Origin of the sequence: Bombilactobacillus thymidiniphilus (assembly GCF_023380245.1) — a bacterium.
Taxonomy (GTDB): domain Bacteria; phylum Bacillota; class Bacilli; order Lactobacillales; family Lactobacillaceae; genus Bombilactobacillus; species Bombilactobacillus thymidiniphilus.
The window spans coordinates 667894-690828 of sequence record NZ_CP093365.1 but is presented as its reverse complement, the minus strand read 5'-3'; the positions used below and the strand labels follow the sequence as shown (position 1 = coordinate 690828).

Genomic DNA, 22935 nt, shown 5'->3' with positions numbered 1-22935 from the left:
CCTCACGACTCGGCATCGCTAAGGTTTTCAAATCTTTAATCTCTGCTTTGTCTTGAGTTCGTTTGCCAACGTTGTTTTGAGTCGTTTCGTGACAATAAAACGGGGAGGTGCACTTTTTCATTTTGGGTATAAGCCGTCATTTTTTGCGTAAAGCAGGCTTTGGTTCTATTCTCGTGCCAATCATCAAATAGTTCATGGTAATCATGCGTAAAATCAATATTCATGGTGAGACTCCTTTCAATTAGCCAAAGTCGATATTATCTAATATGGCTTCAGTGCTTGCTGGGTCGAGACCCAGATAAGCTAAGGTCATGGCTTCACTACTATGATTTAATAGGTGCATGACTAAGCCAATATTGTAATTTGATTGGCTATAGACACGGTAAGCACCGGTTTTACGCATGGTATGGGTACCTAAGTAATTGATATTCAGTAAAGTCTCCACTTTATGCATGATCTTATAAAACTGTTTTTCAGTGATATGTCGATCAGGATGTTGGGTTGAGGGAAATAGCCAGACAGTCGTTAAATTTTGTTGGGTTAGCCACTGTCGGTATTGGGTTAAGTCATGCTGAAGCGGTTTTAAATAAAGAGTGTTGGCTTTACCGGTCTTTTTATCATGAATAAAAGCTGTTTGTTTCACCGTCCCATCAGGATTAAAAACGTCTTGTTGTTTGAGCCGCATAACATCACTGACCCGTAGTAGGGTGGCTTTACCCACTTGAAAGATCGTGTAATTACGGCGACCGGCTTTGAAACTATCTAATAGGTTCTTTTGGACGTCTTTGAGGACGTTAGTATCTTTGATAGGTGGGACAATTTGTTACATAGGATCGCATCTCCAGTAATCAGGGTTGTTTTATGTATCTACATAGGATATACTTTAGCCATAATAAATATTTAGGAGGGATAATATGGCACTTATACAAGCACAAACCCGGTTAGCAAAGTGGGGAAATTCGCAAGCAGCTCGGATTCCAAGCCAAATTATAAAAAAATTACAGTTAGCGGATAATCAAGAGCTAGATGTAACTGTTGAAAATGGAGCAATCGTTTTAACGCCGGTAAGAAAGCAGCCGGCTAATATTCATGAATTATTTAAAGATTGGCATGATGATGGTATTCGTGAGCATGAACTTGACTGGGGGCAGGCAACAGGTGACGAATTACCATGGTAAAACAAGGGGATATCTTTTATGTTAATTTTAGTCCAAGCCGAGGTCATGAACAAATGTATCGGCGACCAGCAATTGCTTTGAGTCATGATATGGTGGCACAAACTAGTAATATGACGATTGTTGCTCCAATTAGTAGTACCACACGTGATTTTCCCATGTATCATCAATTGACGAGTAGTCGGAATGTTTATGGTAAGGTGTTGTTGGACCAAACGATTGCTTTAGATTTACGAGCCAGACAGGTGAAAAATGATGATATTGTCGATCAAGTAACACGGGCGGAATTAGTTGAAATCATTGATCTGTATAAATTATTGTTTAGTATTGATCCAGCCTAATCAAGGGCGCTTATGAATATAAACATAAAAATAGCTCCTCATTTCTATAGTTTAGAGATGAGGGGCTATTTTAGCAAGCTTTTGGAGGGGCGATTTCTAAAATGTGCCAATTACTTTTGATGGGGTTAATGATGAAGGCTTAATGGGGGCAACGCTTTATTTTCCTGTCTATTGTAGCTATCAAGATGCTGCCACCGATCATACTTGGGCAGTTTCGCCAGACAAAGTTATTTCTGTTGTGCTGGGTGAAGCAACGACTTTGGCAGACGTGAAAACATTATTTCAGGAACAAATTACGATTGTTAATGATGCCAATCCTACATTAAATGCTGTTTCACCACTGCATTATATTTTTTCTGACAGTACTGGCGCTAGTTTAATCGTCGAACCTCAAGCAGATGGCGTGCACATTATTGATAATTCTGTGGGTATGATGACTAACAGTCCTGACTATCATTGGCACGAAACAAATTTACGCAATTATTTGGCGGTCACTCCCAAGCAACATGATGATGTTGAATTTTTCGGGAAGACTTTGAAGCTTTTTAGCCAAGGATCAGGCACTTTTGGTTTGCCTGGCGATTACACCCCTGTTAGTCGTTTTGTACGGACAGCTTTCATGAAAAATAATGTTGAACCAGCTGAAGATGAAGCTACTGGGGTAACTTTGGCTCATCATGTTTTAGAACCGGTCAGCATTCCGCGTGGCATTGTGGTGACATCTAATGATACATTTGATTATACTTGTTACAGTGCTTATATTTGTGCAGAATCGCGCAGTTACTACTATTCAACTTATGTTAATCAACGTATTAATTTGAGTGCGTCTGATCCCTGAACTCCTGCAAGAAACGGATTATCGGTTGTTTAAAGTCCAACCAGATGAGGATATTGCTTATCTAAATTAATTGATAATTTTTAGAAACAGCTGTGTGCTTAAATTGTAGCGCACATCTTTTTTATTACATGATATTTGATTATGACTGCCAAAGCGGTGTAAGAATTATGTAAATATAAAATTTATAGTGGTATAATTCGCCGATTATTTTCATGAATACTTATTGTGTCCTTACATAATTAATGCTAAATTAAAATAGTTATTATTAAACTTGGGGGAGTGAATAATATGTTGATGAAAGATGACCAGACTAGTTGAGTAAGAGGAACTTAGTCTGGTTTTTTTGCGTGTTGAAAATTTGGAAAGGAAGCAAATGATGCGATGTTGCGATGGGTAAAGCGTTATAAACGGTGGCTGATTATCAGCGGAATTGTTTTAGTGATGATTGGTTTGATTATAGGAGGGATTCATTTGGAGGAACAACGCCAAGCGGAATTTAAGCAAGAAATGAACCAAGAACTAAGGGAGCATAAACAATTTATTATGGATACTTTTAATTCTATGGGCAGTAATAAAAATTTTATAAAGAGTATTACTATCGAATACGGTCAAACAGAGCATAATCCGATGGGCGGAATCGATTTTTATGGCTATGTTGATTATGATAAAAGATTAACCGTTTATGGTAATTTAGATAAAAACCAAAATGATAAGTTTGATATAGGTGTTTCTAGCTTTAGCGATGAGTTAAATATTAAATTGGATAAAGGATATGATTGATTGGAATTCATTTTCAGATTTAGATAGAAAGAATTTTGTCGTATTACTTTAGTTACATAAATTGACTCGATAAGTCCTTTGGGGGAGGTGATTTTTATAAGCTAGTTAGTTTTTGTGTATTGAAGTCTAAATAGAAAGTAATGGATATACATGTTGCGATGGATAAAGCGTTATAAATGGTGGCTGATAATTGGCAGTGTTTTGATGATAATTGGCTTGATTATAGGAGGGATTCATTTGGAAGAACAACGGCAAGCGGAGTTTAAGCAAGAGATGATAAAGCAAGTAAAGGAACATGATCAAGTATGGATAGATTTTCTTAAATCTTTTGATGATAATCACAAGATAAAAAAGATAACTGTTGATTATGACAGTGTTACCCACAATCCAATGGGTGGCATTGATTTTGCTGGTTATGTAAATGACAACAAAAAGTTACAGTTTCAAGCTAATTTAGATAAGATGTCAGAAGATGGTCACGACAAATATGAGGCATCGGATGATATTAGCAATGAATTGGATGATTTTTTAAGTGAGGATGATTAATTATGAGTTCAAAAGCTAGTAAAGATTTAGATAATTGGAATAATTATACTGATAAAGATAGACAGAATTTTGCTGCATCATCTTAGCTACATAAATTGATTTGATAAGTCCTTTGGGGAGGTGATTTTTATCAGGTAGTTAATTTTTGTATTGAAAGTCTAAATAGAAGGTAATGGATGTACATGTTGCGATGGTTGAAGAGATATAAATGGTGGCTGATTATCAGCGGAATTATTTTGTTGATGATTGGCTTGATTATAGGTGGGATTCATTTGGAAGAACAACGGCAAGCGGAGTTTAAGCAAGAGATGATAAAGCAAGTAAGGGAACATGTAAGTACTATTGAAGACTCTATTAGGTCTTATGATAAATACAATAGAATAAATAAAATAACAATTGATTATGATAGCGTGAAACATAATCCGATGGGTGGTATTAACGTTAGAGCCTACATTAATGACGATAAAACTTTGAGTTGTGAAAATAATTTAAATTTAACATCAGAAGATGGAGCTGATAAGTATAATGTTGGCGGTGGAATGAGTAATAAATTAGACGATTTTTTTAAGTGAGGATGATTAATTTTGAGTTCAATAGAAAAAATTTTTCGTATTATTTTGGCTACATAAATTGATCCGATAAGTCCTTTGGGGAGGTGATTTTTATCAGGTAGTTAATTTTTGTGTATTGAAGTCTAAATAGAAAGTAATGGATGTACATGTTGCGATGGATAAAGCGTTATAAATGGTGGCTGATAATTGGCGGGATTATTTTGTTGATAATTGGATTAATTGTAGGAGGGATTCATTTGGAAGAACAACAGCAAGCTGAGTTTAAGCAAGAAATGAACCAAGAATTGAAAGAGCACAAGGGATTAATTATATCATCTATTAAGGATTCAGGTACTAATAAATCATTTCTTAAAGACATTACTATTTATTACGATAAAACTGAGCATAATCCGATGGGCGGCATAGAGTTTTATGGATATGTTAATAATGATCCGAAATTAGAATTTGGCGGGAACTTAAATAAGACTGAAAACGATCATTATGAAATTGCTAATCACGATGTAAATAGTAAATTATTCGATCTTTTAAATAATAAATAATAAGAGGGACTTTATGATAAATTGGAATTCATTTTCAGATTTAGATAGAAAGAATTTTGTCGTATTACTTTAGTTACATAAATTGATCCGATAAGTCCTTTGGGGAGGTGATTTTTATCAGGTAGTTAATTTTTGTATTGAAAGTCTAAATAGAAAGTAATGGATATACATGTTGCGATGGATAAAGCGTTATAAATGGTGGCTGATTATCAGCGGAATTGTTTTAGTGATAATTGGCTTGATTGTAGGAGGGATTCATTTGGAAGAACAACGGCAAGCTGAGTTTAAGCAAGAAATGATAAAGGAGGTTAAGGAACATAATAAAGATATACTAGAGCAGCTTAATTATGATGATCCGCATAAAAAAGTTAAAAGTTTAATCGTTGATTATCGCACTGTCTCACATGTTCCAATGGGTGGTATTCATTTTGATGCATATATAAATGATGATGAATCTTTGAAATTTAATGCTATTTTGTCAAAAGATGACGAGGAGTTTACTGTATTGCCTGCGTATAGCAATGAATTATGGAATTTTTTAACGGGAGATAAATAATATTATGAGTTCAAAAACGAGTATAAATTTGGATAATGGGGGTAAATATACTGATAAACAGAGACAAAACTTGGCTAATGATGAATACAATCATTACTCAATAGGAGAACCTGTTAAAGCAGGAAAGGGGTCAAATGTTTCTGGTTTTTTCGTCGACAAATTCAATAATTCCGTCACAGGATCGCAAGTTTATGCTGACTGGGGAGAGAATGATATTTCTGCGGGAGCTGAAGTTTTGCTCCACGCAGGAGTTGCCACACCACAATTTTGTGTGTACATAATTTAGTAGTGTAACTTTGGGGGAGGTGATTTTTATCAGGTAGTTAATTTTTGTATTGAAAGTCTAAATAGAAAGTAATGGATGCGATGTTGCAATGGTTAAAGCGTTATAAATGGTGGCTGATAATTGGCAGTGTTTTGATGATAATTGGCTTGATTATAGGAGGGATTCATTTGGAAGAACAACGGCAAGCGGAGTTTAAGCAAGAAATGAACCAAGAATTGAAAGAACATCAACAATTTATTATGGATACGTTTAAAGATATGCGACCCAACAAAAATTATATTGGGAAAATAACTATTGACTATGACGAAACACAGCATAATCCAATGGGGGGGATAAACTTCTATGGTTACGTTAATGATGATAAAAGTCTATACTTCCATGGAACTTTAAATAAAAGTCAAGATAGTAAATATGAAATAACGGCTTCCAGTTTTGGGGTTAAATTGGATGATAAATTAAGTGAAAGTGGGGATTGATTTTAAGTGATAAATTGGAATGTATTGACTGATAAAGATAGGCAGAATTTTGCTAATTATGAGTACCAAAATAAAATTAAAATAGGGCAAAAAGTAGACATAACTGGTCACAGCAACATTGGCACAGTCGTCGACAAATTCAATAATTCCATCACGGGTTCGCAAGCTTATGCAGTTTCCAACAGTCCCAAAGGTACGCCGAATAACAAGATCAAAAATATCGCGATACTGTATAAAGGATCATCTGGAGAAAAAAACAAGTGGGACACTTATGCTGATTGGGGAGAGAATGATATTCCCGCGGGAATTGAAGTTTTGCTCCACGCAGGAGTTGCCACACCGCAAATGGATGTTTCTGCCCTTGAGTTAAAAAATATTTTAAAAAAATATCCTAATGCCAAAATTTCCGTATATGGTCATTCTTTAGGATCTATGGATGCACAATTTGCGCTAGCGGCATTGAGACCAGATCAGTTGGATCGCATTAAAGATGCTTATATGTATGAAGGACCCAATATTTACTCATTGCTTAATCCTTTCCAAAAGGGAACTTTGCAATTGCTAGAAAAGCGTAATCACCACATTAATAATTATGTTGATCCCTTGGATGCTATAGCTTTGGGTTATTTTGAAGATGGTAAATCAGTTGGTAGAGTTAGCGTAGTTGCTTCTAAATGGTCAGGAAATCCTATTCTTCAACATATGTGGGGCGGGTACGTTTTTGATAAAAATGGGAAGTTGAAAATAAGTCACGTCATAGAACCTTCCATAAGTATTGTCGGAGACGTAGCAAATGTATTTGCCAAAGGATTACTAGAAGTATCCAATCAAGCCATTTCTTTAAAAGATGCTGGATTAATAGCTTTAGCGAATAAAATTGCGAGTGAAATGGAAGACAGCATGGAAGCGGTGGTGAAAAGTTGTAATAAGGCAATTGATGATTGCCAGACGCAGTGGCGCAACGTGTACAATGCGGCTAACGATGTAGGTAGCGATATGAGTGAGTCGGAAATTAAAGCGGCTTTGTCAGCAGTAGGATGCACTAAGCATAGTATTGTGACTGAGCCTAGCGAGCAATATCACAAGAAGAGTGACCAAGCTAAGAAGTTAGTTACTAAATTTCAAGAGATTTCCAAAAAACTCAAAGAAAACAGTGAGACTTTAAAGCAAGCTGATCACAAAGCCGGGGGGATATTTAATTAATGGATAATGAAGAGGAATTGCGCCAACAAAAACGCCATTTACAGCAACAATATGAAGAACAATTAGATGATTTAACCCGGCAACAGCATCAAGTTGATCAAGAGGCCGAAGAATTAGCGCAGCGCGCCAATTATTGGTTAGAGAAACTCAATCCACAAGAATCTAAACAGCAAATGTATCAAATCGCTAATAACTATCAACAACAAGCACAAGATGTTTTACAACACCAAAAGCGTAAGCTGAGCGATCAATTTGAGGATCAAGCGCGCGAAATACAACATAAATTAAGGGGATAAATAATTGAGCGACATAATTAAAGATTTTAAGAAAAAAGCGCAACAAGAAGCTATTAAAGGTTTGGGGTTGGCGGCAGTTAGCGGCTTAAAGCTGAAAAATGCGGCGAATAATACGGCAATTTCCTTAAAAATGGAGACTGCGAAGGACGTTGAAAAAACGGCAGTTAGTAGTTTGTCAGATTATTTAAAGGGCGAAGGTTCGGACCGAGCAAAGCGGAGCATTCAAAAAGATATTGATGCGATCAAATAGGTACTTAAAACAGAAAAGTCGTTCCTGCTGAAACGGAGCGACTTTTATTAATTAACAATTATTTTTCACTAGCGGCTTTCTGAGGCAAAATCAGATTTAAAACGATGCCCAAAACTGTAGCGACGGCCAAACCAGAGAATTGATAAGTGCCAATTTGTAAATAAGCATTACCAATACCAATTACTAAAATAAGCGAACCGATCATCAAATTACGTTTTTGATTGAAATCGACTTGATTATCAATCAAAATTCGCAAACCGCTGGAAGCAATCACGCCGAAAAGCAAGAAACTGATACCACCAATGACAGGTGAAGGAATGCTTTGAATGAGCGCACTCAATTTGCCAATGAAACCAAAGATCATCGCTAGTACGGCAGTGCCGCCCAATACCCAAACGCTATAAATTTTGGTGATCGCCATGACGCCAATGTTTTCCCCGTAACTGGTGATCGGCGGACCACCAATCAATCCGGCGACAATAGAAGCTGTACCATCACCAGCTAAAGTTTTTTTCAACCCTGGATTTTTAAAGAAATTACGATGCGTTAAGCCGTCTAACACCATAATGTGACCCATATGTTCGGTCATTGTCACAAAAGCGATTGGTGCAAGGCTCAAAATAGCTTGCCCGTAAAATTTCGGATCATAGTTCACAAAGGGAACTTCAAAATTTGGCGCTTTGAACCATGGTGTTTTTAGTACTGGCGTAAAATCAACCAGATTAAACATTACAGCTACTAAATAACCAGCAATAATTCCCAATAAAATCGCTACTTGGCTGCCAAAACCTTTTAAATACATATTCAGCAAAATTGTGATTAGTGCTGTAATCAAGGCAACAATAAAGAATTTTAAATCATAATGACTGCCATTCATCGTTGCATCTTTGGCAGCAGTTCCCGCTAAAGACAAGCCAATCACGATTACGATGGGACCTACGACAATCGGTGGCAATGCTTTGTCGATCCAATCGGAACCTACAAAACTGACAATCAAAGCCGTGATCAAATAAACTAGTCCGACAGCAATGGTTCCTTGAGCAATACTGGGATAACCGAGCGTTTTCATAAGAGCAACCATTGGTACAATAAACGAAAAACTTGAACTCATATAAGCCGGAATTTTGCCGCGGGTAATTAAAATGTACAATAATGTGCCGACACCAGAACTAAAAAGGGCGATACCTGGATTCAAACCAACAAGAATTGGTACCAAAACAGTGGAGCCAAACATCGCAAATAAATGTTGCAACGACAATCCAAACCAGTGTAAAGGAGTAGGACGATCATGAATATCCATCAAAATATCATTTTTAGCTTGTGCCATAAGTGTGAGCTCCTCAATAAATTATTTTGGACAAAATAAAAATCTTCACGATCGAAGATCACGAAGATACACTTTGGCAGTAAAATTATCTCAAGTATTTCTTCATGATCTCACGGGATCATAATTAAAGAATTATATTATCTATAATAATAAAATAATAGATAAGATGTGTCAATTATTTTAATAGGAATATTTAATTATATTTCGCTATAATAAGTGATGAAAGGGAGCGATGTGAAATGATTAATGTTTATATTGTCCGTCATGGGGAAACTAATACTAATTTAGAGAGGAAAGTTAATGGTTCAGCAACTGATCTCCCCTTGAATAAGCGTGGTGTTCAGCAAGTTAAGAATCTGCAAGCTAATTTTATTACGAATAAAATTGATTGTATCTATACTAGCCCTTTACAGCGTGCGCAACAGACTGCAAAAATTTTAAATCAAAAGCACCATAAGCCAGTAATTATTGATAAGCGCTTGACTGAAATGAATTATGGTAATTGGGACGGTCAAGATGCGGTTTTAATTAAAGAAGATTATCCGCAAGTGTTTGATGAACTTGGCTTTTTCAAGGAAAATTATAGCGATTATTGCACAGGTGAGACGTTTGCACATTTGGCTAATCGATTAGCATCATTTTGGGATGATTTATTGAATAAGCATGATGAAGAAAATGTTTTATTGGTTTGTCATGGTACTGTTTCGCGTTGTTTGATCCAAAATACATTACACATAGAACATATTAGTCAAGTCGGTGAGCTACAAAATGCGGGTGTTATTAAGCTGATAGTTTCTCCGATCAGTCGGCAAACTTATTTACATTATTATAATCGGATTGCTCCCGGCATTTTTTAAGAGCTGATCTGAGTGCCAAGGCCAGCAATATCAGTTAAGCATATTAGCAATTCAAATCTTACAAATTTTGCGATATTTTCAGTGTAATTTATCATGAGTTAACCAATCAGCACTGTAGTATAATTTCATGCACACTTTGGTAAGCATTTTATATTGTGGTGGGCAATTTGATGATAAAACTAATATTACAATTATTGTTTTCATGAAGAACAATATTAATTTTGTTGTAACCCATGGTACAAAGTGAAATGACTAATTACACAAATAATTTAGTGTCTGTGAGCACTAGTTTTGTTGGCGTAAGTATGACTTTATTTACAGAGATTGTGCAAATTAGATCTTGGTATTTGTTGCGATTGACATCAACGATGTAATTTATTTGGATATGCTGATTGGTAGAATTTTATTTGGAATTATTGATGACCGTTATGAACATGTGAAAACATTGTTCTATGCGGTTTTTTTGTCGCCCATTATGTTGTGTCTACGTAACTTTGATGTTATGTTGACAGTATTAAGTTTAAGATATTTAGGAGAGGTTAATGCACAACACTAGACGTTTAGTAGCCGCGGCAATCAGCTTAGCCATTTTAGTTATTTGTTCACAAATTACCATTCCTATACCGACAGTACCTTTAACCTTACAAACTTTGGCGGTGGGTTTTATTGCTGTGTTTTTACCTATTATAGATGGTTTATTAGTTATTATTGTTTATTTAATTTTAGGTACGCTGGGTTTGCCCATATTTGCGGGCCTGCACGGAGGGTTAAGTTATTTGTTGGCGCCAGCGGGTGGCTATTTGTTTGGTTTCATAGCTTTTGTACTAATCACCAAGCTTTTCTTGCGTGGCAAAAGCCAATTTAATTTATGGCTCGCTTTATTATTAGGCGATTTGAGTCAACTAATTTGTGGCACGGCAGGCTTGCAGTTAGCGCTGCATCAAAGTTGGCCTATTGTTGTGGGAATAGGTATTCTACCATATATTATTCCTGAGTTAATTAAAATTACTTTACTAACAGTTATTGCTCAGCGCTTACTACCAATTTGGCAACGTAAATGGTAAATGTAATAATTTAATTATAAAAAACTTACGTGATCAAAATTTTTTTGGTAAGATAATCGAGTTGCCTAAAAAGTAAATATCAAAAGAGGAGTTTGATTATGGAAGAGAAAAAAGCATTAGTCTCCGTTCAACATCCTTGGCTTGTAATGGCCAGCATGATGATCGGCGCTTTTGTGGGGATGTTATCTGAAACATCATTAAATATTGCTTTACCACAATTTATGAAGGCTTTTAATATTAATGCCGCCAGCGTGCAATGGTTAGTGACCGGTTATATGTTAGTGATTGGAATCGTTTTGCCGTTTTCTAGTTTATTAACAAAATGGTTTACAACACGCCAAATTGTGATTTTTGGTTTGACAGACTTCATTGTGGGCGCTGCAATTTCTGCGCTTGCCCCTAATTTTGGCATTTTATTATTAGGTCGGATGATCCAAGGTATCGGCACTGGTCTAATTTTGCCATTAATGTTTACAGTTGTAATGCTCGTTTTTGCACCGCAAAAACTGGGTGCTGCTATGGGTGTATGTTCCTTAGTGATTATGCTTGCACCAGCTGTAGGACCTACTTTAACAGGCTTGATCTTAGGTAAATTAAGTTGGAATTGGATTTTTTGGTTGTTTATACCTTTCTTAGCTATTGCATTATTATTTGCTATTTTTGGCTTAAAAAATGTAGGTAAGATCACGCGTCCACATGTAGATCTATTATCATTATTAGAATCTGTCGTTGGTTTTTCCGCCATTGTAATGGGTGTTAGTTTCGCCAGCGAATTAGGTTGGACTTCTTGGATTATTTGGGTTTTGTTGATCGTTGGCTTACTAGTTTTAACTTTGTATGCACGTCGCCAGCTCAAACTAACAGAACCAATCTTAAATTTACGCGTCTTCAAGAAAACTAGTTTCACTTTAGGCGCTCTTTGTGTCATGCTTGATTTTTCAATTATTTTGTCAGCGATGTATTTATTACCACAATATTTACAACAAGGCTTGTTATTGCCAGTTGCTTTAACAGGAATCATTTTGTTGCCTGGTGGAATTATTAACGCGTTGACTTCCGCTATTGCAGGACGTTTATACGATAAACTAGGTGCTAAAAAGCCGGCTATCTTAGGCTTTTTGATTGCTATTGTTGGTGTAGTAATGCTATTAGCATCATCAGCACATTCTACTATTGCCTATATTATTGCTGCCCACGTTGTTTTGATGATTGGCTGCCCGCTAGCTATGGCACCATCACAAACTCATGCGCTTAATTCTTTGTCTGGTTTGGAATCAGCTGATGGTAGTACGATTTTGAATACTATGCAACAAATTGTTGGTGCTGTGGCGACTGCTTTGGCAACGAGTTTCTTAAGTTTAGGGCAAAATGCTTATCAGGGTGCTAATGCTGCGGCACGTTTCACTAACGGTATACACTTTGGCTTATTCTTTACTTTGGTCTTGGCAATTTTAGGTTTAATTTTGGCTTTAGGTTTGGGTAAAAAAGCTAAGTAATAAAAATGGTACATCCAAGGATGTACCAAATACATAAAATATATATTTATTGCACGCGTTGTTCGGCGTGTTTTTCTTTATTTTTATCGACGTTTTTCTTAGCTTCTTTGGTTGCGCCGGTAATCCGATCTTGAATACTAATTGAATCTTTATCATGCTCTTTTTTAGTTTTGACATCGACGACAGTGACATTAACTTCAATTACGTCTAAATCAGTCATAGACTTAACTTTTCTAGCGATCTCTGATTTGATTTGATCGTAGAGTTTGGCAATATCAATACCGTATTCAGCCACAATATCAATATCGACAGCAACTTGTTTTTTACCGACATCTACATTGATTCCAGATGTTACATCATCATTATTGACTAATTTATCGGTTAGATTGGAGAAAAAGCCACCATCAACGGTTAATAGTCCTTTGATATCAGAAAGGGCGATCCCGACAATTTTTTGCACTACCTTAGAGTCATAAGTTAAATCACCTTTAATATTTGTATTAGTATCTGTCATTTTAAAAACTCCTCCTATTTGTCAAAAACTTCTTTAACTCGTGGCCAATAGTGACCACAGATAGCTCCAATAACTACTAAAACTATAATAAAAATTGTTCTGAAGAATCCTGCAATTAAAAAGCAGCAAGCTAGTAGTAACCCGCACAATGCACCGATGGTTTCAGTAGCGTGATGTGCTAACCATTTTTCCATTGCAATTCCTCCTTACTGCACGCGTTTAGCCGATTTGGATTGATAATTAGCAAATTTAATTTCAATCTTCGGTTTTTGCTTGATGCCTAGTAATTGTCGGAGATTAGTAGCCAATTGCTTCAAATATTGATCAAAAATATCCTTGGCATCGCTTCCATTTAACAAATTACCACTAATCTTGATACGAATAGCGTGCTTTGTTAATCGTGATTTGACTTTAGCATCACTTAAAAACGGCTCTGCACTCAATGATGAATAAATAAAATTATTGATCGCTTTAGAAGTGACCGTTAAACTACCATTCTTTTTGCGCAATAAATTGAATTTGCGTCGTGTTGGCCAAAATAAAATGGTTAATAAGCTAATCACCAAGTACAAGATAATTACGCTGCCCGCAACTAAGACATACCAATCGATAACGTCATTATTTTTAGGCAGAACAATATGTAGTTGCTGCCGCAATAATTTGGTCGTCAATAAGGCATAAATGGGCAATGGCAGTGCTAGTAAAATCACAATAATTGCCAGCCATTTTTTGCTACGCTTCAAATAATCACCCGCCTTTCAGATCCAACGTCATATTATCATCATTAAATTTAGCAGTCTAATAATATGATTAGCTTTATTTTTGACATTTGACGGGTGAGGTTACAAATAACTATTATATTTTTTCAAATAAATAATGTTATTAGTTGAAAATAATACATGATAGTTGTAAGGTCTAACTACCATTTTATTGGGGAGGATTCATTAATGCACAACACGTTGAAACTAGCGAGGCAATATGTTCAAGACGCGACGGTTTTTCAGGTAGCAACAATTGATGCGATGGGATTTCCTAATCTTGTAGCACTAACTCCTTTAACAACGAGTCGCGGTATTGACAGTGTTTTATTTTACACGGGCAAAGAAACTGCTACAGTGCGAAATTTAACGAATTCTTGCAATGCGGCAATTATTTGTTTTAAGGAAAAAGAATATTCGTCTTTGATGCTGAAAGGCAGCTTGCGAATTGAGCCACATATGGTCGAACAAGTTTCAGATGCTTTAAGTCATTTTCAGAGTCGCTTACGCTATGAACAACCGGTTGTTTTGCGTTTTCGAACTATGTCGATTAAATTTCGACAACATAATAAAATTGATTACCAACAAATTGCTCGCAAAGGCGTGAATCATTAGGTAAAAACAAAACAAAGGGTCATTTTAATTGGCTCTTTGTTTTGTTTGCAGGAACTACATAAGCTGTTTATGTAATCGTTAACTTATTGTTGGAATAAGAATTGAAATTGTGTTCGATTATAAGGAACTATAAATGATATAGTAGTACTATATTGTTAATTTAGGAGGATTTGTTATGTCAGAAAAGAAATTTCCAGCAGGTTTTTTGTGGGGTGGCGCAACGGCTGCTAACCAACTAGAAGGTGCTTACTTAGCTGACGGTAAGGGCTTGTCTTTACCTGATGTTTTGCCCGGTGGCAAAGAACGTTTGGATGTAGTGAATGCACCAGATTTTGATTTTACTGTTGATGAAGATAAATATTTTTATCCTAACCATATCGGTAATGATCATTATCATCACTTTAAAGAAGATATTGCCTTATTTGGTGAAATGGGCTTCAAATGTTATCGTTTCTCTATTGCTTGGTCACGAATTTTCCCCAATGGTGATGATGAAAAACCTAATGAAGCTGGTTTGAAGTTTTATGATGAAGTGATTGCGGAATGTTTGAAGCATAACATTGAGCCGGTGATCACTATTTCACATTATGAAATGCCTTTAAACTTGGTTAAAAAGTATGGTGGCTGGAAAAATAAACAATTAATTGATTTTTATGAACGTTATGCACGGACTGTTTTGACACGTTATCACAAGCAAGTTAAATATTGGATGACCTTTAACGAAATCAATAGTGCTGCGCATTTTCCAGTGATGGGCCAAGGTTTGGTCGTTGCTAATGGTGCTAACGATAAGAAGAATATTTATCAAGCTTGGCATAATCAGTTTGTTTCCAGTGCTAAAGCTGTTAAAATTGGTCATGAATTAGATCCTGATTTACAGATTGGTTGCATGATTTTATATGCGACAACTTATAGTTATGATGCTAATCCGGTTAATCAATTAGCTACTTTGCAAACCAACCAAGCTAATAACTTTTTCTGTGGTGATGTGCAAGTTCGCGGTCATTATCCAGCTTACACAAAGAGTTTACTAGCTCGTCAAGGTGTGCAGTTGTCTGATCTAGATTACACACAAGAAGAGTTAGATTTATTGGCTAAGTACCCGGTTGATTATATTGGTTTTAGTTATTATATGTCTGCAGTTGTGGACGAAACTAATGATGATCAAGAACAAGTAAGTGGTAATTTGATGGGTGGTGTCAAGAATCCATTCTTGCAATCTAGTGATTGGGGTTGGCAAATTGACCCAACTGGTTTGCGAATTGCTTTGAATGAATTATCTGATCGTTACCAAAAACCAGTTTTTGTAGTGGAAAATGGCTTAGGTGCTATTGATAAACCAGATGCTAACCACTACGTGGCTGATGATTATCGCATTGATTACTTGAAAAAGCATATTGAAGCTATTCGTGAAGCTATTGATGATGGTGTTGATGTGATGGGCTATACGCCATGGGGTTGTATTGATTTAGTAAGTGCTTCCACCGGTGAAATGGCTAAGCGTTACGGATTCATTTATGTTGATGAAGATAATGAATGCCAAGGAACATTCAAGCGTTACAAGAAAAAATCATTTGATTGGTATAAGCAAGTCATTGCTACCAATGGTGATAATTTAGGTTAATATTTAGTTATTTGGTTGAAGTTCAAGACTTTCAAGAATTAGACTTTGGTTGGGTTGCCAAAGTTTATTTTGCGAAAGTCTTTTTTTGTGGAGGAGGCAAAATGCACTACATTTTATTATTAATTATTGTATGGTTCGGAGCATTATTTTTAGGAAAACTGTGTACGCGCATTCACTTGCCTAGTATTATTGGTCAATTACTAGCGGGTATTATTGTTGGACCAACATTGTTAAATTGGTTCCAACCGGATAAAATTACGCATTTATTTGCAGATTTAGGCTTGATTGTTCTAATGTTTTTGGCTGGTATGACCAGTGATTGGCGAACATTACGCAAATATTGGCGTGCTAGCTTGATTACAGCTCTGGGCGGGATGTTGGTTCCGCTAATTTTGCTGATTGGTTGGGGACGTTGGCAACATTTACCCATGAATTCCAGTGTTTTTGTCGGAATTATCTTTGCAGCAACTTCTGTAGCTGTTTCAGTGGCAGTACTCCAAGAATGGGGACAGCTGAAAAGTAAAGCAGGACAAATTATTTTAGGAGCTGCCGTCATAGATGATTTGTTAGCCATATTATTAGTAAGTGTGTTCAACAGTTTGCAACACGACGGAAATGGTACAGTTAGTCTTTGGTGGGCAGTAGTTTATTTACTTTTTATTATTAGTGCTTTTTGGTTTATCAAAAAATTGTTTAGATTCGTCCAAAAATATTTGGCTTTACCGCAAGCCGTTTTGCTGTTTAGCTTGATTTGGTGTTTTGGCAATGCTTATTTGGCAGAATTAACAGGTTTAAGCATGGTTTTTGGTGCATTTATTGCAGGGCTAATTTGGAATGAATTACCTAACAATCAAATAATCAATGAACAATGGACTGCGCTTAGTTCAGGATTTTTGGCGCCATTATTTTTTCTGCAAGTGGGTTTGCAATTGAATTTGCATACTTTGAATGGTAATTGGATCAATTTATTGATTTTGTTGATATTAGCAGTGCTGACAAAATTTATTGGCGCTGGATTAGGTGCTTTGGTGGTTCACTTGCCATGGAAATCAGCCGGTATGATTGGAGTAGCGATGATTTCCCGCGGTGAAATGGCTTTAATTTTAGTACAAATTGGTTTGAGTAAGCAGCTTATTAGTGGTTCAAACTATGCTTTAATTGTAGCTGTCATTATTCTGACGACGATTATAACACCTCTTTTACTGTCTTTATTTAAATTAAAATCAAGATAATTGCTTTTTAGCAGCCAGATCGCTAAATTGAAGACAGAAAACGGGGAGGATAAAATTATGGCAGATAAATTAACAACGCAAGCTGGACAACCTTGGGCTGATAACAACCATTCACAAACAGCTGGTGAACGCGGTCCAGTATTGTTGCAAGATTACCAATTGTTAGAGAAGTTGGCGCATTTCAATCGTGAGCGGATTCCTGAACGTGTAGTACATGCTAAAGGTGCGGGAGCGCAGGGCTTTTTTGAGTTGACGCAAGATATGAGTGCTTACACACAAGCAGATTTATTTAATGGTGTGGGCAAAAAGACGCCGATGATTATTCGCTTTTCGCAAGTAGCAGGAGAAATGGGCTATCCAGATACCATTCGTGATGTGCGAGGCTTTGCGTTGCGTTTTTATACGCAAGAAGGTAATTATGATATTGTAGGTAATAATACGCCAGTCTTTTTTGTCAATGATCCGCTGAAGTTTCCCGATTTTATCCATTCACAAAAACGTGACCCCAAGACACATTTGCGTGACAATAATATGCAATGGGATTTTTGGGCACACTCACCCGAATCCGTCCATCAAGTTACTTATTTGATGGGTGATCGCGGCAATCCAGCTAGTTATCGTAATATGGATGGCTTTGGTAGCCATACTTTTAAGTGGATCAATGCCACTGGAAAGCAATTTTGGGTGAAATATCATTTTGTGACACAGCAAGGTGTCAAAAATATGACTGATGAAACGGCAGCTAAGATTGCCAGTCAAGATACGGATTATTTATTACATGATTTGTTTGATGCGATTGAACAGCATGATTATCCGAAGTGGGATGTTTGTGTGCAAATTTTGCCTTATGAAGAAGGTTTGCAATATCACGATGATATTTTTGATGTGACGAAAGTCGTTTCGCATCATGATTATCCATTGATTAAAATTGGTGAATTTACTTTAGACCGTAACCCAGAAAATTATTTTGATGAAGTTGAAGAAGCTGCATTTTCTCCTGCAAATTTAGTACCCGGTGTGGAAACTTCACCGGATAAATTGCTGCAAGGACGGTTGTTTGGTTATAAGGATGCGCAGCGTTATCGTCTAGGTGCTAATTATGAGAAATTACCGATCAACCAGCCAGTGAATGCGGTGCATAATTATGAGCGTGATGGATTAATGTCGCAAGGACAAGATGCGAGTGTGAATTATGAGCCGAATAGTTATGACGGTCCCAAAGAAGATCGCGCAGCTAGTATTCATGGCGATGAAGTCAGTGGGCGGATTAGTGAGTCGCGACCATATGATAAGGATTATTACACGGCAGCGGGTAAGTTGTATCACGTTATGACAGCACCAGAGCAAGAGCGTTTGATTCAGACGATTGCGAATAATTTTGAAACGGTGCAAAAAGATGAAATTAAGATTTTAGCAACTCGGCAATTTTATCAAGCAGATCATGAATATGGTGAGCGTGTTGCTGGAGCAGCGGGCTTAGATATGAAAGATATTGCCGACTAATGATGTAAGTTTAAAAATATTTATTATGCAAGCTATATTGTGATTTTGAATCATAGTATAGCTTTTTTTGTGAAGGAAATTGGATCTGGTGAATGTAAAGAAAAATGATATATTAATAATATACTTAATTATCTTGGGGAGATACTTATTATGAAACAATGCCAAAATCTAAGTATAAATATAATTGTATAGCAAAAGCTCAGACTACCAACGTGGTCTGAGCTTTTTGTGTTGTTGAATGGGGAGGTGGGAACGTTTGCGAGAATGGCTGAACCGGAATCCTAAGTCTAAAAAGCATTTAAAGTGTTTGTTGGTTTTTTTGATTATTATTTTAGGTATTGTTTTAGCGATCCATGTTCATCATGTAAAAGTGCAACAAAGTATTGATAATGAAATAAATAGTCATAAAAAAGAAATTGAGCACTTTGTCAAGGTGCATGATGAACATCATCGAATAAAAAATGTAACAGTTGATTATAAGAGCTCCAAGTATAGTCCAGCTGGTGGATTGATGGTTGAGGCTTATGTAAATCACGATAAAAAATTAAATTATTGCGTTGATCTTATATATTATGATCAAGAAGATAAGCACGGTAAATATCATCTGGTATTGGACTCAGGTTCTGGAACAATGAGTACAGAATTATATAATTTGTTGGGAGAGAAAATAATTGGCAATTAAAATGTTAGATTGGTCCCAGTTAAATAGTAATCAAATGCACGATTTTGTGCTGAAAGAATATAAAGATAATTTAAAGATAGGGGATCCTGTATATATAGGTGATGACATCGCAGGTTTTGTTGTAGCAAAACCTGGCAATAAAAAAACGGGTGAGCAAGCTTTGATCATTTCTAACAGTCCTAAAGGTACACCAGCGGATGACATTAAGCATATTGCCGTGATGTACCAAGGCAGTAGTTCGCCAGTGACTGAAGATGGCTTGATTGATTGGTATTTCAATGATCTGCAAATGGTCAAGAATATGATTGATCCACAAGTTAATGCACCTAAGCCTATGGATATGACCAGTACCGAAATTCCTTCTTTGGATATGCAAATTAATCCGCAACGTTACAAGAATAAGATGCCTGGACAATTAACTTCTTCTGCGCAAACATTGCGTGATGCTTTTAGGGATTACAAAAACGCTGATGTAACAGTTTTAGGACATTCCCTGGGCTCGTCAGATGGACAAGTGGCGCTGGCTTCATTATCTGATGAAAATTTAAAACGTTTAGCTGGTGCTTATTTATTCGAAGGACCCAATATTTTTACACTATTAAATAAGAAGCAAAAAGCAGTGGCTTTAAAGCTACCTAAGTATCATGTGCTGAATTTTGTGGATTTAAACGATGTGGTAACGGTGGGCTATGGTGCGGATATACCAACGGTTGGTGCAGTTAAATATACTGATACTAACTTTGTGGATGATATCGTAAAGCAGCATATGCAGTATCCGAAAGATGGTGTTTTGAAGACATTGCCCAATGGTGAGCTTAAACTAACTAGCTATGCTAAAGCGCGCGCTGCAGCTAAGAAAAATCACCCGTATGGAAGTATTATTACTAAGCATTTTAAAGGTTTAACTAAGAAATTTGTGGGGAAGAATGTTTCTGCAGGTGCAAGTTCTAAAATAATGCTTGATGATACAGAATTGAATGATCTTGCCACTAAAATGAATAGTCATATCAATGAGGATATGCAAGCAATTGTAGCTGATTGTCAGCGCTATATAGCGGAAAGTGAACAAGATTGGCACACCGTTTTTCAAGGAGCGCACGAAATTGCACCGCATTTGGAACACGATGAAATTATGGGACTATTGGCACAAGTAGGCTGTACGCAGAATAATTTTGTGCAACAACCCAATGCTGTTTACAGCCAACATATTCAAAAGGCGCAAACTTTAATGACGGATTTTAGCAATACTGCCAAACATTTACGGCAAAGTGGCACAATTTTGGATGAAGCAGACGATAATACGGGGGAGCTTTTTGATTAATGTCAGATAAAAAAGATAAAATTAGACAAGAACAGCGTCGGTTGCAGCAAGCATACGAAGAAAAATTGACGGATTTGACCAGGCAACAACGGCAAATTGAGCAACAAGCTCAAGAAACAGCGCAGCGGGGAAGCTATTGGTTACATAAGGTAGATCCCACAGCCACCAATCAGGAAGTTTATCATTTGGTGGAGGAGTATCAAGCACAAACTCAAGATATTATTACTCATCAACGGCGACAAATCAGTAACGAATATGAGCAACAAAGCACAGCTTTAAGACGAAAATTGGAGGAGCAATAAATGAAGGATGCTTTACAAGATGTGCAAAAAAATTTAGAAAAGCAACTAGTTGTTTTGTATGCGCAACACGCTATGGCTACAAGTCAGTCTAAGCATGCTCGTAATAAGAGTGCGTTAGCCACACAAATGGTTGATGCACAAGGCACGCAGAAAAATACGCTGCAAAATTTAGATTCAGCTATCAAGGGAGTAGGCGGCCAAAAAGCCCAAGATAGTATTGCACAAAAAATTGAACGCATGAAATAATTTATCACATAATAAAAATACCACTCCGTGTGGAGTGGCGTTTTTATTATTGTAAATGTTGTTTAATCAATTTATTTTGTAAATCAGCTAATTTTTGCGTAATGTAAACTGGGTAGGCATCAGGATTGACGATCCGCAAAGTAGCAGTCGGTAATTCAGCCAACTTGGTTTTACAATAGGATTGAATCTGCAAGACTTCCGGTAACTCAGTGACACTTTGGCCTTGCTCCATGACGATTTGTGACAAAGCGACCGCCTCAAAATCATTTAAAGTAGTCTGACTCGTCGTAGATAAAGGATTGGAATCAATCACTTGTAAAGGTGCTTGTAAATTTTCTTCGTTTAAAGCGATCACATCAGCGAAAGCTTTTTTAGTTTTGGAATTATATAAACGATAGGTTTTTTTGACACCTGGCAAAGTTAATTTGTCCCGGTTAGCACTGACTTTAATTTTGGGGATCAATTGACCATCGTCAATAATAGCAGCCAACTTGTAAACACCGCTTAAAACAGGTGAAGAAGCGCTAGTAATTAACTTTTCACCGACGCCAAAACTATCAATTGGAGCTCCTTCTTGCAACAGTGATTGGATAACTTGTTCATCTAAAGCATTGGATACAGTAATCTTAATCTGCTGCAATCCCGCATCATCTAGCATTTGTCGTGCTTGTTTAGTTAATTGGGCAATGTCGCCAGAATCAATCCGAATACCGCCTTGTACGTTATATCCGGCTTGTTGTAACTGTTGAAAAACGGTAATGGCATTAGGTACACCCGATTGCAAAACATCATATGTGTCAACTAAAAAAGAAGCATTGTCAGGATAAATTTCAGCCCATTTTTGAAAAGCAATTAATTCGTTTGGGAAAGATTCGACCCAAGCATGCGCCATTGTTCCGGCAGCAGGAATAGCAAATTCTTTAGCAGCAAACACGTTAGAAGTGCTTGCACAACCGCCAATTACGGCTGCTCGAGCTCCATAAATCGCACTGTCTGGTCCTTGAGCACGTCGAGCGCCAAATTCCATTACGGGTTTATTTTGTGCCGCAAAAGTGATCCGTCGTGCTTTAGTAGCAATTAAAGATTGGTGATTGAGCATATTTAAAACCAGTGTCTCAATTAGTTGTGTTTGAATTAACGGACCACGTACGCTCATGATCGGCTCGCGCGGAAAGACAGGTGTACCTTCAGGAATAGCAGTAATTTGGCAATCGAAATGAAAATTACGCAAGTAATCTATGAAATCGTCACTGAAGATTGCTAGGGACTGTAAATATGTTAAATCATCATCATTAAAGTGAAAATCTTGCACCGCATTGACGACTTGCTGCAAGCCAGCATTAATAATAAAACTGCCATTATCAGGAATTTTACGAAAGAAGACATCAAATACGCCTTGTTTGTCCTGAGAGACGGCGTCATAACCATTAGACATCGTGAACTCATACAAGTCAGTCAGCATTGCTAAATTTCTCATTGTTATTTGTTCCTCACAAGTTTTTAAAAATAAATTCTATCACGCTTAGTATAGCATTT

32 protein-coding genes are annotated in these 22935 nt (G+C 36.7%); 25 read left to right on the top strand and 7 right to left on the bottom strand.

Going from position 1 to position 22935, the window contains the following annotated elements:
* Positions 1 to 35: 35 nt before the first annotated feature.
* Both MOO47_RS03740 and MOO47_RS03735 read right to left on the bottom strand, forming a co-directional pair.
* Positions 36 to 224 carry a hypothetical protein gene (locus MOO47_RS03740; RefSeq protein WP_249513456.1) on the bottom strand — a complete coding sequence of 63 codons (189 nt, stop codon included), beginning with the start codon at positions 222 to 224 and terminating at the stop codon, positions 36 to 38.
* A gap of 17 nt (positions 225 to 241) precedes the next feature.
* The gene (locus tag MOO47_RS03735) at positions 242 to 820 is read right to left on the bottom strand and encodes a site-specific integrase (protein ID WP_249513536.1); all 579 of its coding nucleotides are present in this window, start codon (positions 818 to 820) and stop codon (positions 242 to 244) included.
* A gap of 94 nt (positions 821 to 914) precedes the next feature.
* On the opposite strand from MOO47_RS03735, the gene MOO47_RS03730 reads away from it, so the two are divergent.
* The 13 genes from MOO47_RS03730 to MOO47_RS03670 all read left to right on the top strand — a co-directional run bounded on the left by MOO47_RS03730 (position 915) and on the right by MOO47_RS03670 (position 7858).
* A complete protein-coding gene (locus MOO47_RS03730) occupies positions 915 to 1178 on the top strand; it encodes an AbrB/MazE/SpoVT family DNA-binding domain-containing protein (RefSeq protein ID WP_249513455.1) in 264 nt (87 codons plus the stop codon).
* Complete coding sequence (locus tag MOO47_RS03725; RefSeq protein ID WP_249513454.1) at positions 1172 to 1516, top strand: type II toxin-antitoxin system PemK/MazF family toxin; 345 nt, start codon at positions 1172 to 1174, stop codon at positions 1514 to 1516. Before MOO47_RS03730 ends, MOO47_RS03725 begins: the two co-directional genes overlap by 7 nt.
* A 103-nt stretch (positions 1517 to 1619) precedes the next feature.
* Positions 1620 to 2354: a choloylglycine hydrolase family protein gene (locus MOO47_RS03720; RefSeq protein WP_249513453.1), complete on the top strand. Its 735-nt coding sequence runs from the start codon at positions 1620 to 1622 to the stop codon at positions 2352 to 2354.
* A gap of 381 nt (positions 2355 to 2735) precedes the next feature.
* Entirely contained in the window at positions 2736 to 3134 is a 399-nt protein-coding gene (locus tag MOO47_RS03715) for a DUF1310 family protein (RefSeq protein ID WP_249513452.1), read from the top strand.
* Positions 3135 to 3284: 150 nt separating this feature from the next.
* On the top strand, positions 3285 to 3680 hold the full coding sequence (locus tag MOO47_RS03710; protein WP_249513451.1) for a DUF1310 family protein: 396 nt from the start codon (positions 3285 to 3287) through the stop codon (positions 3678 to 3680).
* A gap of 182 nt (positions 3681 to 3862) precedes the next feature.
* A complete protein-coding gene (locus MOO47_RS03705; RefSeq protein WP_249513450.1) occupies positions 3863 to 4252 on the top strand; it encodes a DUF1310 family protein in 390 nt (129 codons plus the stop codon).
* A 146-nt stretch (positions 4253 to 4398) separates the two neighbouring features.
* Positions 4399 to 4791 (top strand): DUF1310 family protein, encoded by a 393-nt coding sequence (locus MOO47_RS03700; protein ID WP_249513449.1) that lies wholly within the window; start codon positions 4399 to 4401, stop codon positions 4789 to 4791.
* 169 nt (positions 4792 to 4960) lie between these two features.
* Positions 4961 to 5347 (top strand): DUF1310 family protein, encoded by a 387-nt coding sequence (locus MOO47_RS03695; protein WP_249513448.1) that lies wholly within the window; start codon positions 4961 to 4963, stop codon positions 5345 to 5347.
* Positions 5348 to 5351: 4 nt separating this feature from the next.
* Positions 5352 to 5633 (top strand): hypothetical protein, encoded by a 282-nt coding sequence (locus MOO47_RS03690; protein WP_249513447.1) that lies wholly within the window; start codon positions 5352 to 5354, stop codon positions 5631 to 5633.
* Positions 5634 to 5713: 80 nt separating this feature from the next.
* Positions 5714 to 6109 carry a DUF1310 family protein gene (locus MOO47_RS03685; protein ID WP_249513446.1) on the top strand — a complete coding sequence of 132 codons (396 nt, stop codon included), beginning with the start codon at positions 5714 to 5716 and terminating at the stop codon, positions 6107 to 6109.
* Between the two features lie 6 nt (positions 6110 to 6115).
* Complete coding sequence (locus tag MOO47_RS03680) at positions 6116 to 7312, top strand: alpha/beta hydrolase family protein (RefSeq protein ID WP_249513445.1); 1197 nt, start codon at positions 6116 to 6118, stop codon at positions 7310 to 7312.
* Positions 7312 to 7608 carry a hypothetical protein gene (locus tag MOO47_RS03675; RefSeq protein ID WP_249513444.1) on the top strand — a complete coding sequence of 99 codons (297 nt, stop codon included), beginning with the start codon at positions 7312 to 7314 and terminating at the stop codon, positions 7606 to 7608. Before MOO47_RS03680 ends, MOO47_RS03675 begins: the two co-directional genes overlap by 1 nt.
* Before the next feature lie 4 nt (positions 7609 to 7612).
* Entirely contained in the window at positions 7613 to 7858 is a 246-nt protein-coding gene (locus tag MOO47_RS03670; protein WP_249513443.1) for a hypothetical protein, read from the top strand.
* A gap of 58 nt (positions 7859 to 7916) precedes the next feature.
* Here the strand turns inward: MOO47_RS03670 and MOO47_RS03665 are convergent, their stop codons facing one another.
* Entirely contained in the window at positions 7917 to 9185 is a 1269-nt protein-coding gene (locus MOO47_RS03665; protein WP_249513442.1) for a solute carrier family 23 protein, read from the bottom strand.
* A gap of 239 nt (positions 9186 to 9424) precedes the next feature.
* Here MOO47_RS03665 and MOO47_RS03660 point away from each other — a divergent pair, with 239 nt between their 5' ends.
* From MOO47_RS03660 to MOO47_RS03645, 4 genes are all read left to right on the top strand, one after another.
* Entirely contained in the window at positions 9425 to 10042 is a 618-nt protein-coding gene (locus MOO47_RS03660; RefSeq protein ID WP_249513441.1) for a histidine phosphatase family protein, read from the top strand.
* Between the two features lie 233 nt (positions 10043 to 10275).
* Entirely contained in the window at positions 10276 to 10416 is a 141-nt protein-coding gene (locus MOO47_RS03655) for a hypothetical protein (RefSeq protein WP_249513440.1), read from the top strand.
* Between the two features lie 168 nt (positions 10417 to 10584).
* Positions 10585 to 11106: a biotin transporter BioY gene (locus MOO47_RS03650; protein WP_249513439.1), complete on the top strand. Its 522-nt coding sequence runs from the start codon at positions 10585 to 10587 to the stop codon at positions 11104 to 11106.
* Positions 11107 to 11204: 98 nt separating this feature from the next.
* Entirely contained in the window at positions 11205 to 12602 is a 1398-nt protein-coding gene (locus MOO47_RS03645) for a DHA2 family efflux MFS transporter permease subunit (protein WP_249513438.1), read from the top strand.
* A 46-nt stretch (positions 12603 to 12648) separates the two neighbouring features.
* On the opposite strand, the gene MOO47_RS03640 is transcribed toward MOO47_RS03645, so the two are convergent.
* The 3 genes from MOO47_RS03640 to amaP are packed head-to-tail and all read right to left on the bottom strand — an operon-like array spanning position 12649 to position 13859.
* Entirely contained in the window at positions 12649 to 13116 is a 468-nt protein-coding gene (locus MOO47_RS03640; protein WP_249513437.1) for an Asp23/Gls24 family envelope stress response protein, read from the bottom strand.
* A gap of 14 nt (positions 13117 to 13130) precedes the next feature.
* Positions 13131 to 13310, bottom strand: a complete 180-nt coding sequence (locus MOO47_RS03635; RefSeq protein WP_249513436.1) for a DUF2273 domain-containing protein — start codon at positions 13308 to 13310, stop codon at positions 13131 to 13133.
* A gap of 12 nt (positions 13311 to 13322) precedes the next feature.
* Positions 13323 to 13859 carry an alkaline shock response membrane anchor protein AmaP gene (gene amaP / locus MOO47_RS03630; RefSeq protein WP_249513435.1) on the bottom strand — a complete coding sequence of 179 codons (537 nt, stop codon included), beginning with the start codon at positions 13857 to 13859 and terminating at the stop codon, positions 13323 to 13325.
* 204 nt (positions 13860 to 14063) lie between these two features.
* On the opposite strand from amaP, the gene MOO47_RS03625 reads away from it, so the two are divergent.
* The 8 genes from MOO47_RS03625 (at position 14064) to MOO47_RS03590 (ending at position 21399) form a co-directional block, all read left to right on the top strand.
* On the top strand, positions 14064 to 14489 hold the full coding sequence (locus tag MOO47_RS03625) for a pyridoxamine 5'-phosphate oxidase family protein (protein ID WP_249513434.1): 426 nt from the start codon (positions 14064 to 14066) through the stop codon (positions 14487 to 14489).
* Positions 14490 to 14664: 175 nt separating this feature from the next.
* Entirely contained in the window at positions 14665 to 16113 is a 1449-nt protein-coding gene (locus tag MOO47_RS03620) for a glycoside hydrolase family 1 protein (RefSeq protein ID WP_249513433.1), read from the top strand.
* Positions 16114 to 16214: 101 nt separating this feature from the next.
* Positions 16215 to 17345 (top strand): cation:proton antiporter, encoded by a 1131-nt coding sequence (locus MOO47_RS03615; RefSeq protein ID WP_249513432.1) that lies wholly within the window; start codon positions 16215 to 16217, stop codon positions 17343 to 17345.
* A 57-nt stretch (positions 17346 to 17402) separates the two neighbouring features.
* Positions 17403 to 18848: a catalase gene (locus tag MOO47_RS03610; protein ID WP_249513431.1), complete on the top strand. Its 1446-nt coding sequence runs from the start codon at positions 17403 to 17405 to the stop codon at positions 18846 to 18848.
* Between the two features lie 238 nt (positions 18849 to 19086).
* The gene (locus MOO47_RS03605) at positions 19087 to 19530 is read left to right on the top strand and encodes a hypothetical protein (RefSeq protein ID WP_249513430.1); all 444 of its coding nucleotides are present in this window, start codon (positions 19087 to 19089) and stop codon (positions 19528 to 19530) included.
* On the top strand, positions 19520 to 20851 hold the full coding sequence (locus tag MOO47_RS03600; RefSeq protein WP_249513429.1) for an alpha/beta hydrolase family protein: 1332 nt from the start codon (positions 19520 to 19522) through the stop codon (positions 20849 to 20851). The genes MOO47_RS03605 and MOO47_RS03600 overlap by 11 nt, the downstream gene beginning before the upstream one ends.
* The gene (locus MOO47_RS03595; RefSeq protein WP_249513428.1) at positions 20851 to 21153 is read left to right on the top strand and encodes a hypothetical protein; all 303 of its coding nucleotides are present in this window, start codon (positions 20851 to 20853) and stop codon (positions 21151 to 21153) included. Before MOO47_RS03600 ends, MOO47_RS03595 begins: the two co-directional genes overlap by 1 nt.
* Positions 21154 to 21399 carry a hypothetical protein gene (locus MOO47_RS03590; protein ID WP_249513427.1) on the top strand — a complete coding sequence of 82 codons (246 nt, stop codon included), beginning with the start codon at positions 21154 to 21156 and terminating at the stop codon, positions 21397 to 21399.
* A gap of 46 nt (positions 21400 to 21445) precedes the next feature.
* Here the strand turns inward: MOO47_RS03590 and MOO47_RS03585 are convergent, their stop codons facing one another.
* The gene (locus tag MOO47_RS03585) at positions 21446 to 22876 is read right to left on the bottom strand and encodes a nicotinate phosphoribosyltransferase (protein WP_249513426.1); all 1431 of its coding nucleotides are present in this window, start codon (positions 22874 to 22876) and stop codon (positions 21446 to 21448) included.
* Positions 22877 to 22935 lie beyond the last annotated feature (59 nt).

Bases quoted from the DNA above. Each gene is read 5' to 3' on its own strand.
- MOO47_RS03740 (WP_249513456.1), bottom strand. From the start codon at position 224: ATGAATATTGATTTTACGCATGATTACCATGAACTATTTGATGATTGG.
- MOO47_RS03730 (WP_249513455.1), top strand. From the start codon at position 915: ATGGCACTTATACAAGCACAAACCCGGTTAGCAAAGTGGGGAAATTCG.
- MOO47_RS03725 (WP_249513454.1), top strand. From the start codon at position 1,172: ATGGTAAAACAAGGGGATATCTTTTATGTTAATTTTAGTCCAAGCCGA.
- MOO47_RS03715 (WP_249513452.1), top strand. From the start codon at position 2,736: ATGTTGCGATGGGTAAAGCGTTATAAACGGTGGCTGATTATCAGCGGA.
- MOO47_RS03710 (WP_249513451.1), top strand. From the start codon at position 3,285: ATGTTGCGATGGATAAAGCGTTATAAATGGTGGCTGATAATTGGCAGT.
- MOO47_RS03705 (WP_249513450.1), top strand. From the start codon at position 3,863: ATGTTGCGATGGTTGAAGAGATATAAATGGTGGCTGATTATCAGCGGA.
- MOO47_RS03700 (WP_249513449.1), top strand. From the start codon at position 4,399: ATGTTGCGATGGATAAAGCGTTATAAATGGTGGCTGATAATTGGCGGG.
- MOO47_RS03695 (WP_249513448.1), top strand. From the start codon at position 4,961: ATGTTGCGATGGATAAAGCGTTATAAATGGTGGCTGATTATCAGCGGA.
- MOO47_RS03690 (WP_249513447.1), top strand. From the start codon at position 5,352: ATGAGTTCAAAAACGAGTATAAATTTGGATAATGGGGGTAAATATACT.
- MOO47_RS03685 (WP_249513446.1), top strand. From the start codon at position 5,714: ATGTTGCAATGGTTAAAGCGTTATAAATGGTGGCTGATAATTGGCAGT.
- MOO47_RS03675 (WP_249513444.1), top strand. From the start codon at position 7,312: ATGGATAATGAAGAGGAATTGCGCCAACAAAAACGCCATTTACAGCAA.
- MOO47_RS03665 (WP_249513442.1), bottom strand. From the start codon at position 9,185: ATGGCACAAGCTAAAAATGATATTTTGATGGATATTCATGATCGTCCT.
- MOO47_RS03660 (WP_249513441.1), top strand. From the start codon at position 9,425: ATGATTAATGTTTATATTGTCCGTCATGGGGAAACTAATACTAATTTA.
- MOO47_RS03655 (WP_249513440.1), top strand. From the start codon at position 10,276: ATGGTACAAAGTGAAATGACTAATTACACAAATAATTTAGTGTCTGTG.
- MOO47_RS03650 (WP_249513439.1), top strand. From the start codon at position 10,585: ATGCACAACACTAGACGTTTAGTAGCCGCGGCAATCAGCTTAGCCATT.
- MOO47_RS03645 (WP_249513438.1), top strand. From the start codon at position 11,205: ATGGAAGAGAAAAAAGCATTAGTCTCCGTTCAACATCCTTGGCTTGTA.
- MOO47_RS03640 (WP_249513437.1), bottom strand. From the start codon at position 13,116: ATGACAGATACTAATACAAATATTAAAGGTGATTTAACTTATGACTCT.
- MOO47_RS03635 (WP_249513436.1), bottom strand. From the start codon at position 13,310: ATGGAAAAATGGTTAGCACATCACGCTACTGAAACCATCGGTGCATTG.
- MOO47_RS03625 (WP_249513434.1), top strand. From the start codon at position 14,064: ATGCACAACACGTTGAAACTAGCGAGGCAATATGTTCAAGACGCGACG.
- MOO47_RS03620 (WP_249513433.1), top strand. From the start codon at position 14,665: ATGTCAGAAAAGAAATTTCCAGCAGGTTTTTTGTGGGGTGGCGCAACG.
- MOO47_RS03615 (WP_249513432.1), top strand. From the start codon at position 16,215: ATGCACTACATTTTATTATTAATTATTGTATGGTTCGGAGCATTATTT.
- MOO47_RS03610 (WP_249513431.1), top strand. From the start codon at position 17,403: ATGGCAGATAAATTAACAACGCAAGCTGGACAACCTTGGGCTGATAAC.
- MOO47_RS03605 (WP_249513430.1), top strand. From the start codon at position 19,087: ATGGGGAGGTGGGAACGTTTGCGAGAATGGCTGAACCGGAATCCTAAG.
- MOO47_RS03595 (WP_249513428.1), top strand. From the start codon at position 20,851: ATGTCAGATAAAAAAGATAAAATTAGACAAGAACAGCGTCGGTTGCAG.
- MOO47_RS03590 (WP_249513427.1), top strand. From the start codon at position 21,154: ATGAAGGATGCTTTACAAGATGTGCAAAAAAATTTAGAAAAGCAACTA.
- MOO47_RS03585 (WP_249513426.1), bottom strand. From the start codon at position 22,876: ATGAGAAATTTAGCAATGCTGACTGACTTGTATGAGTTCACGATGTCT.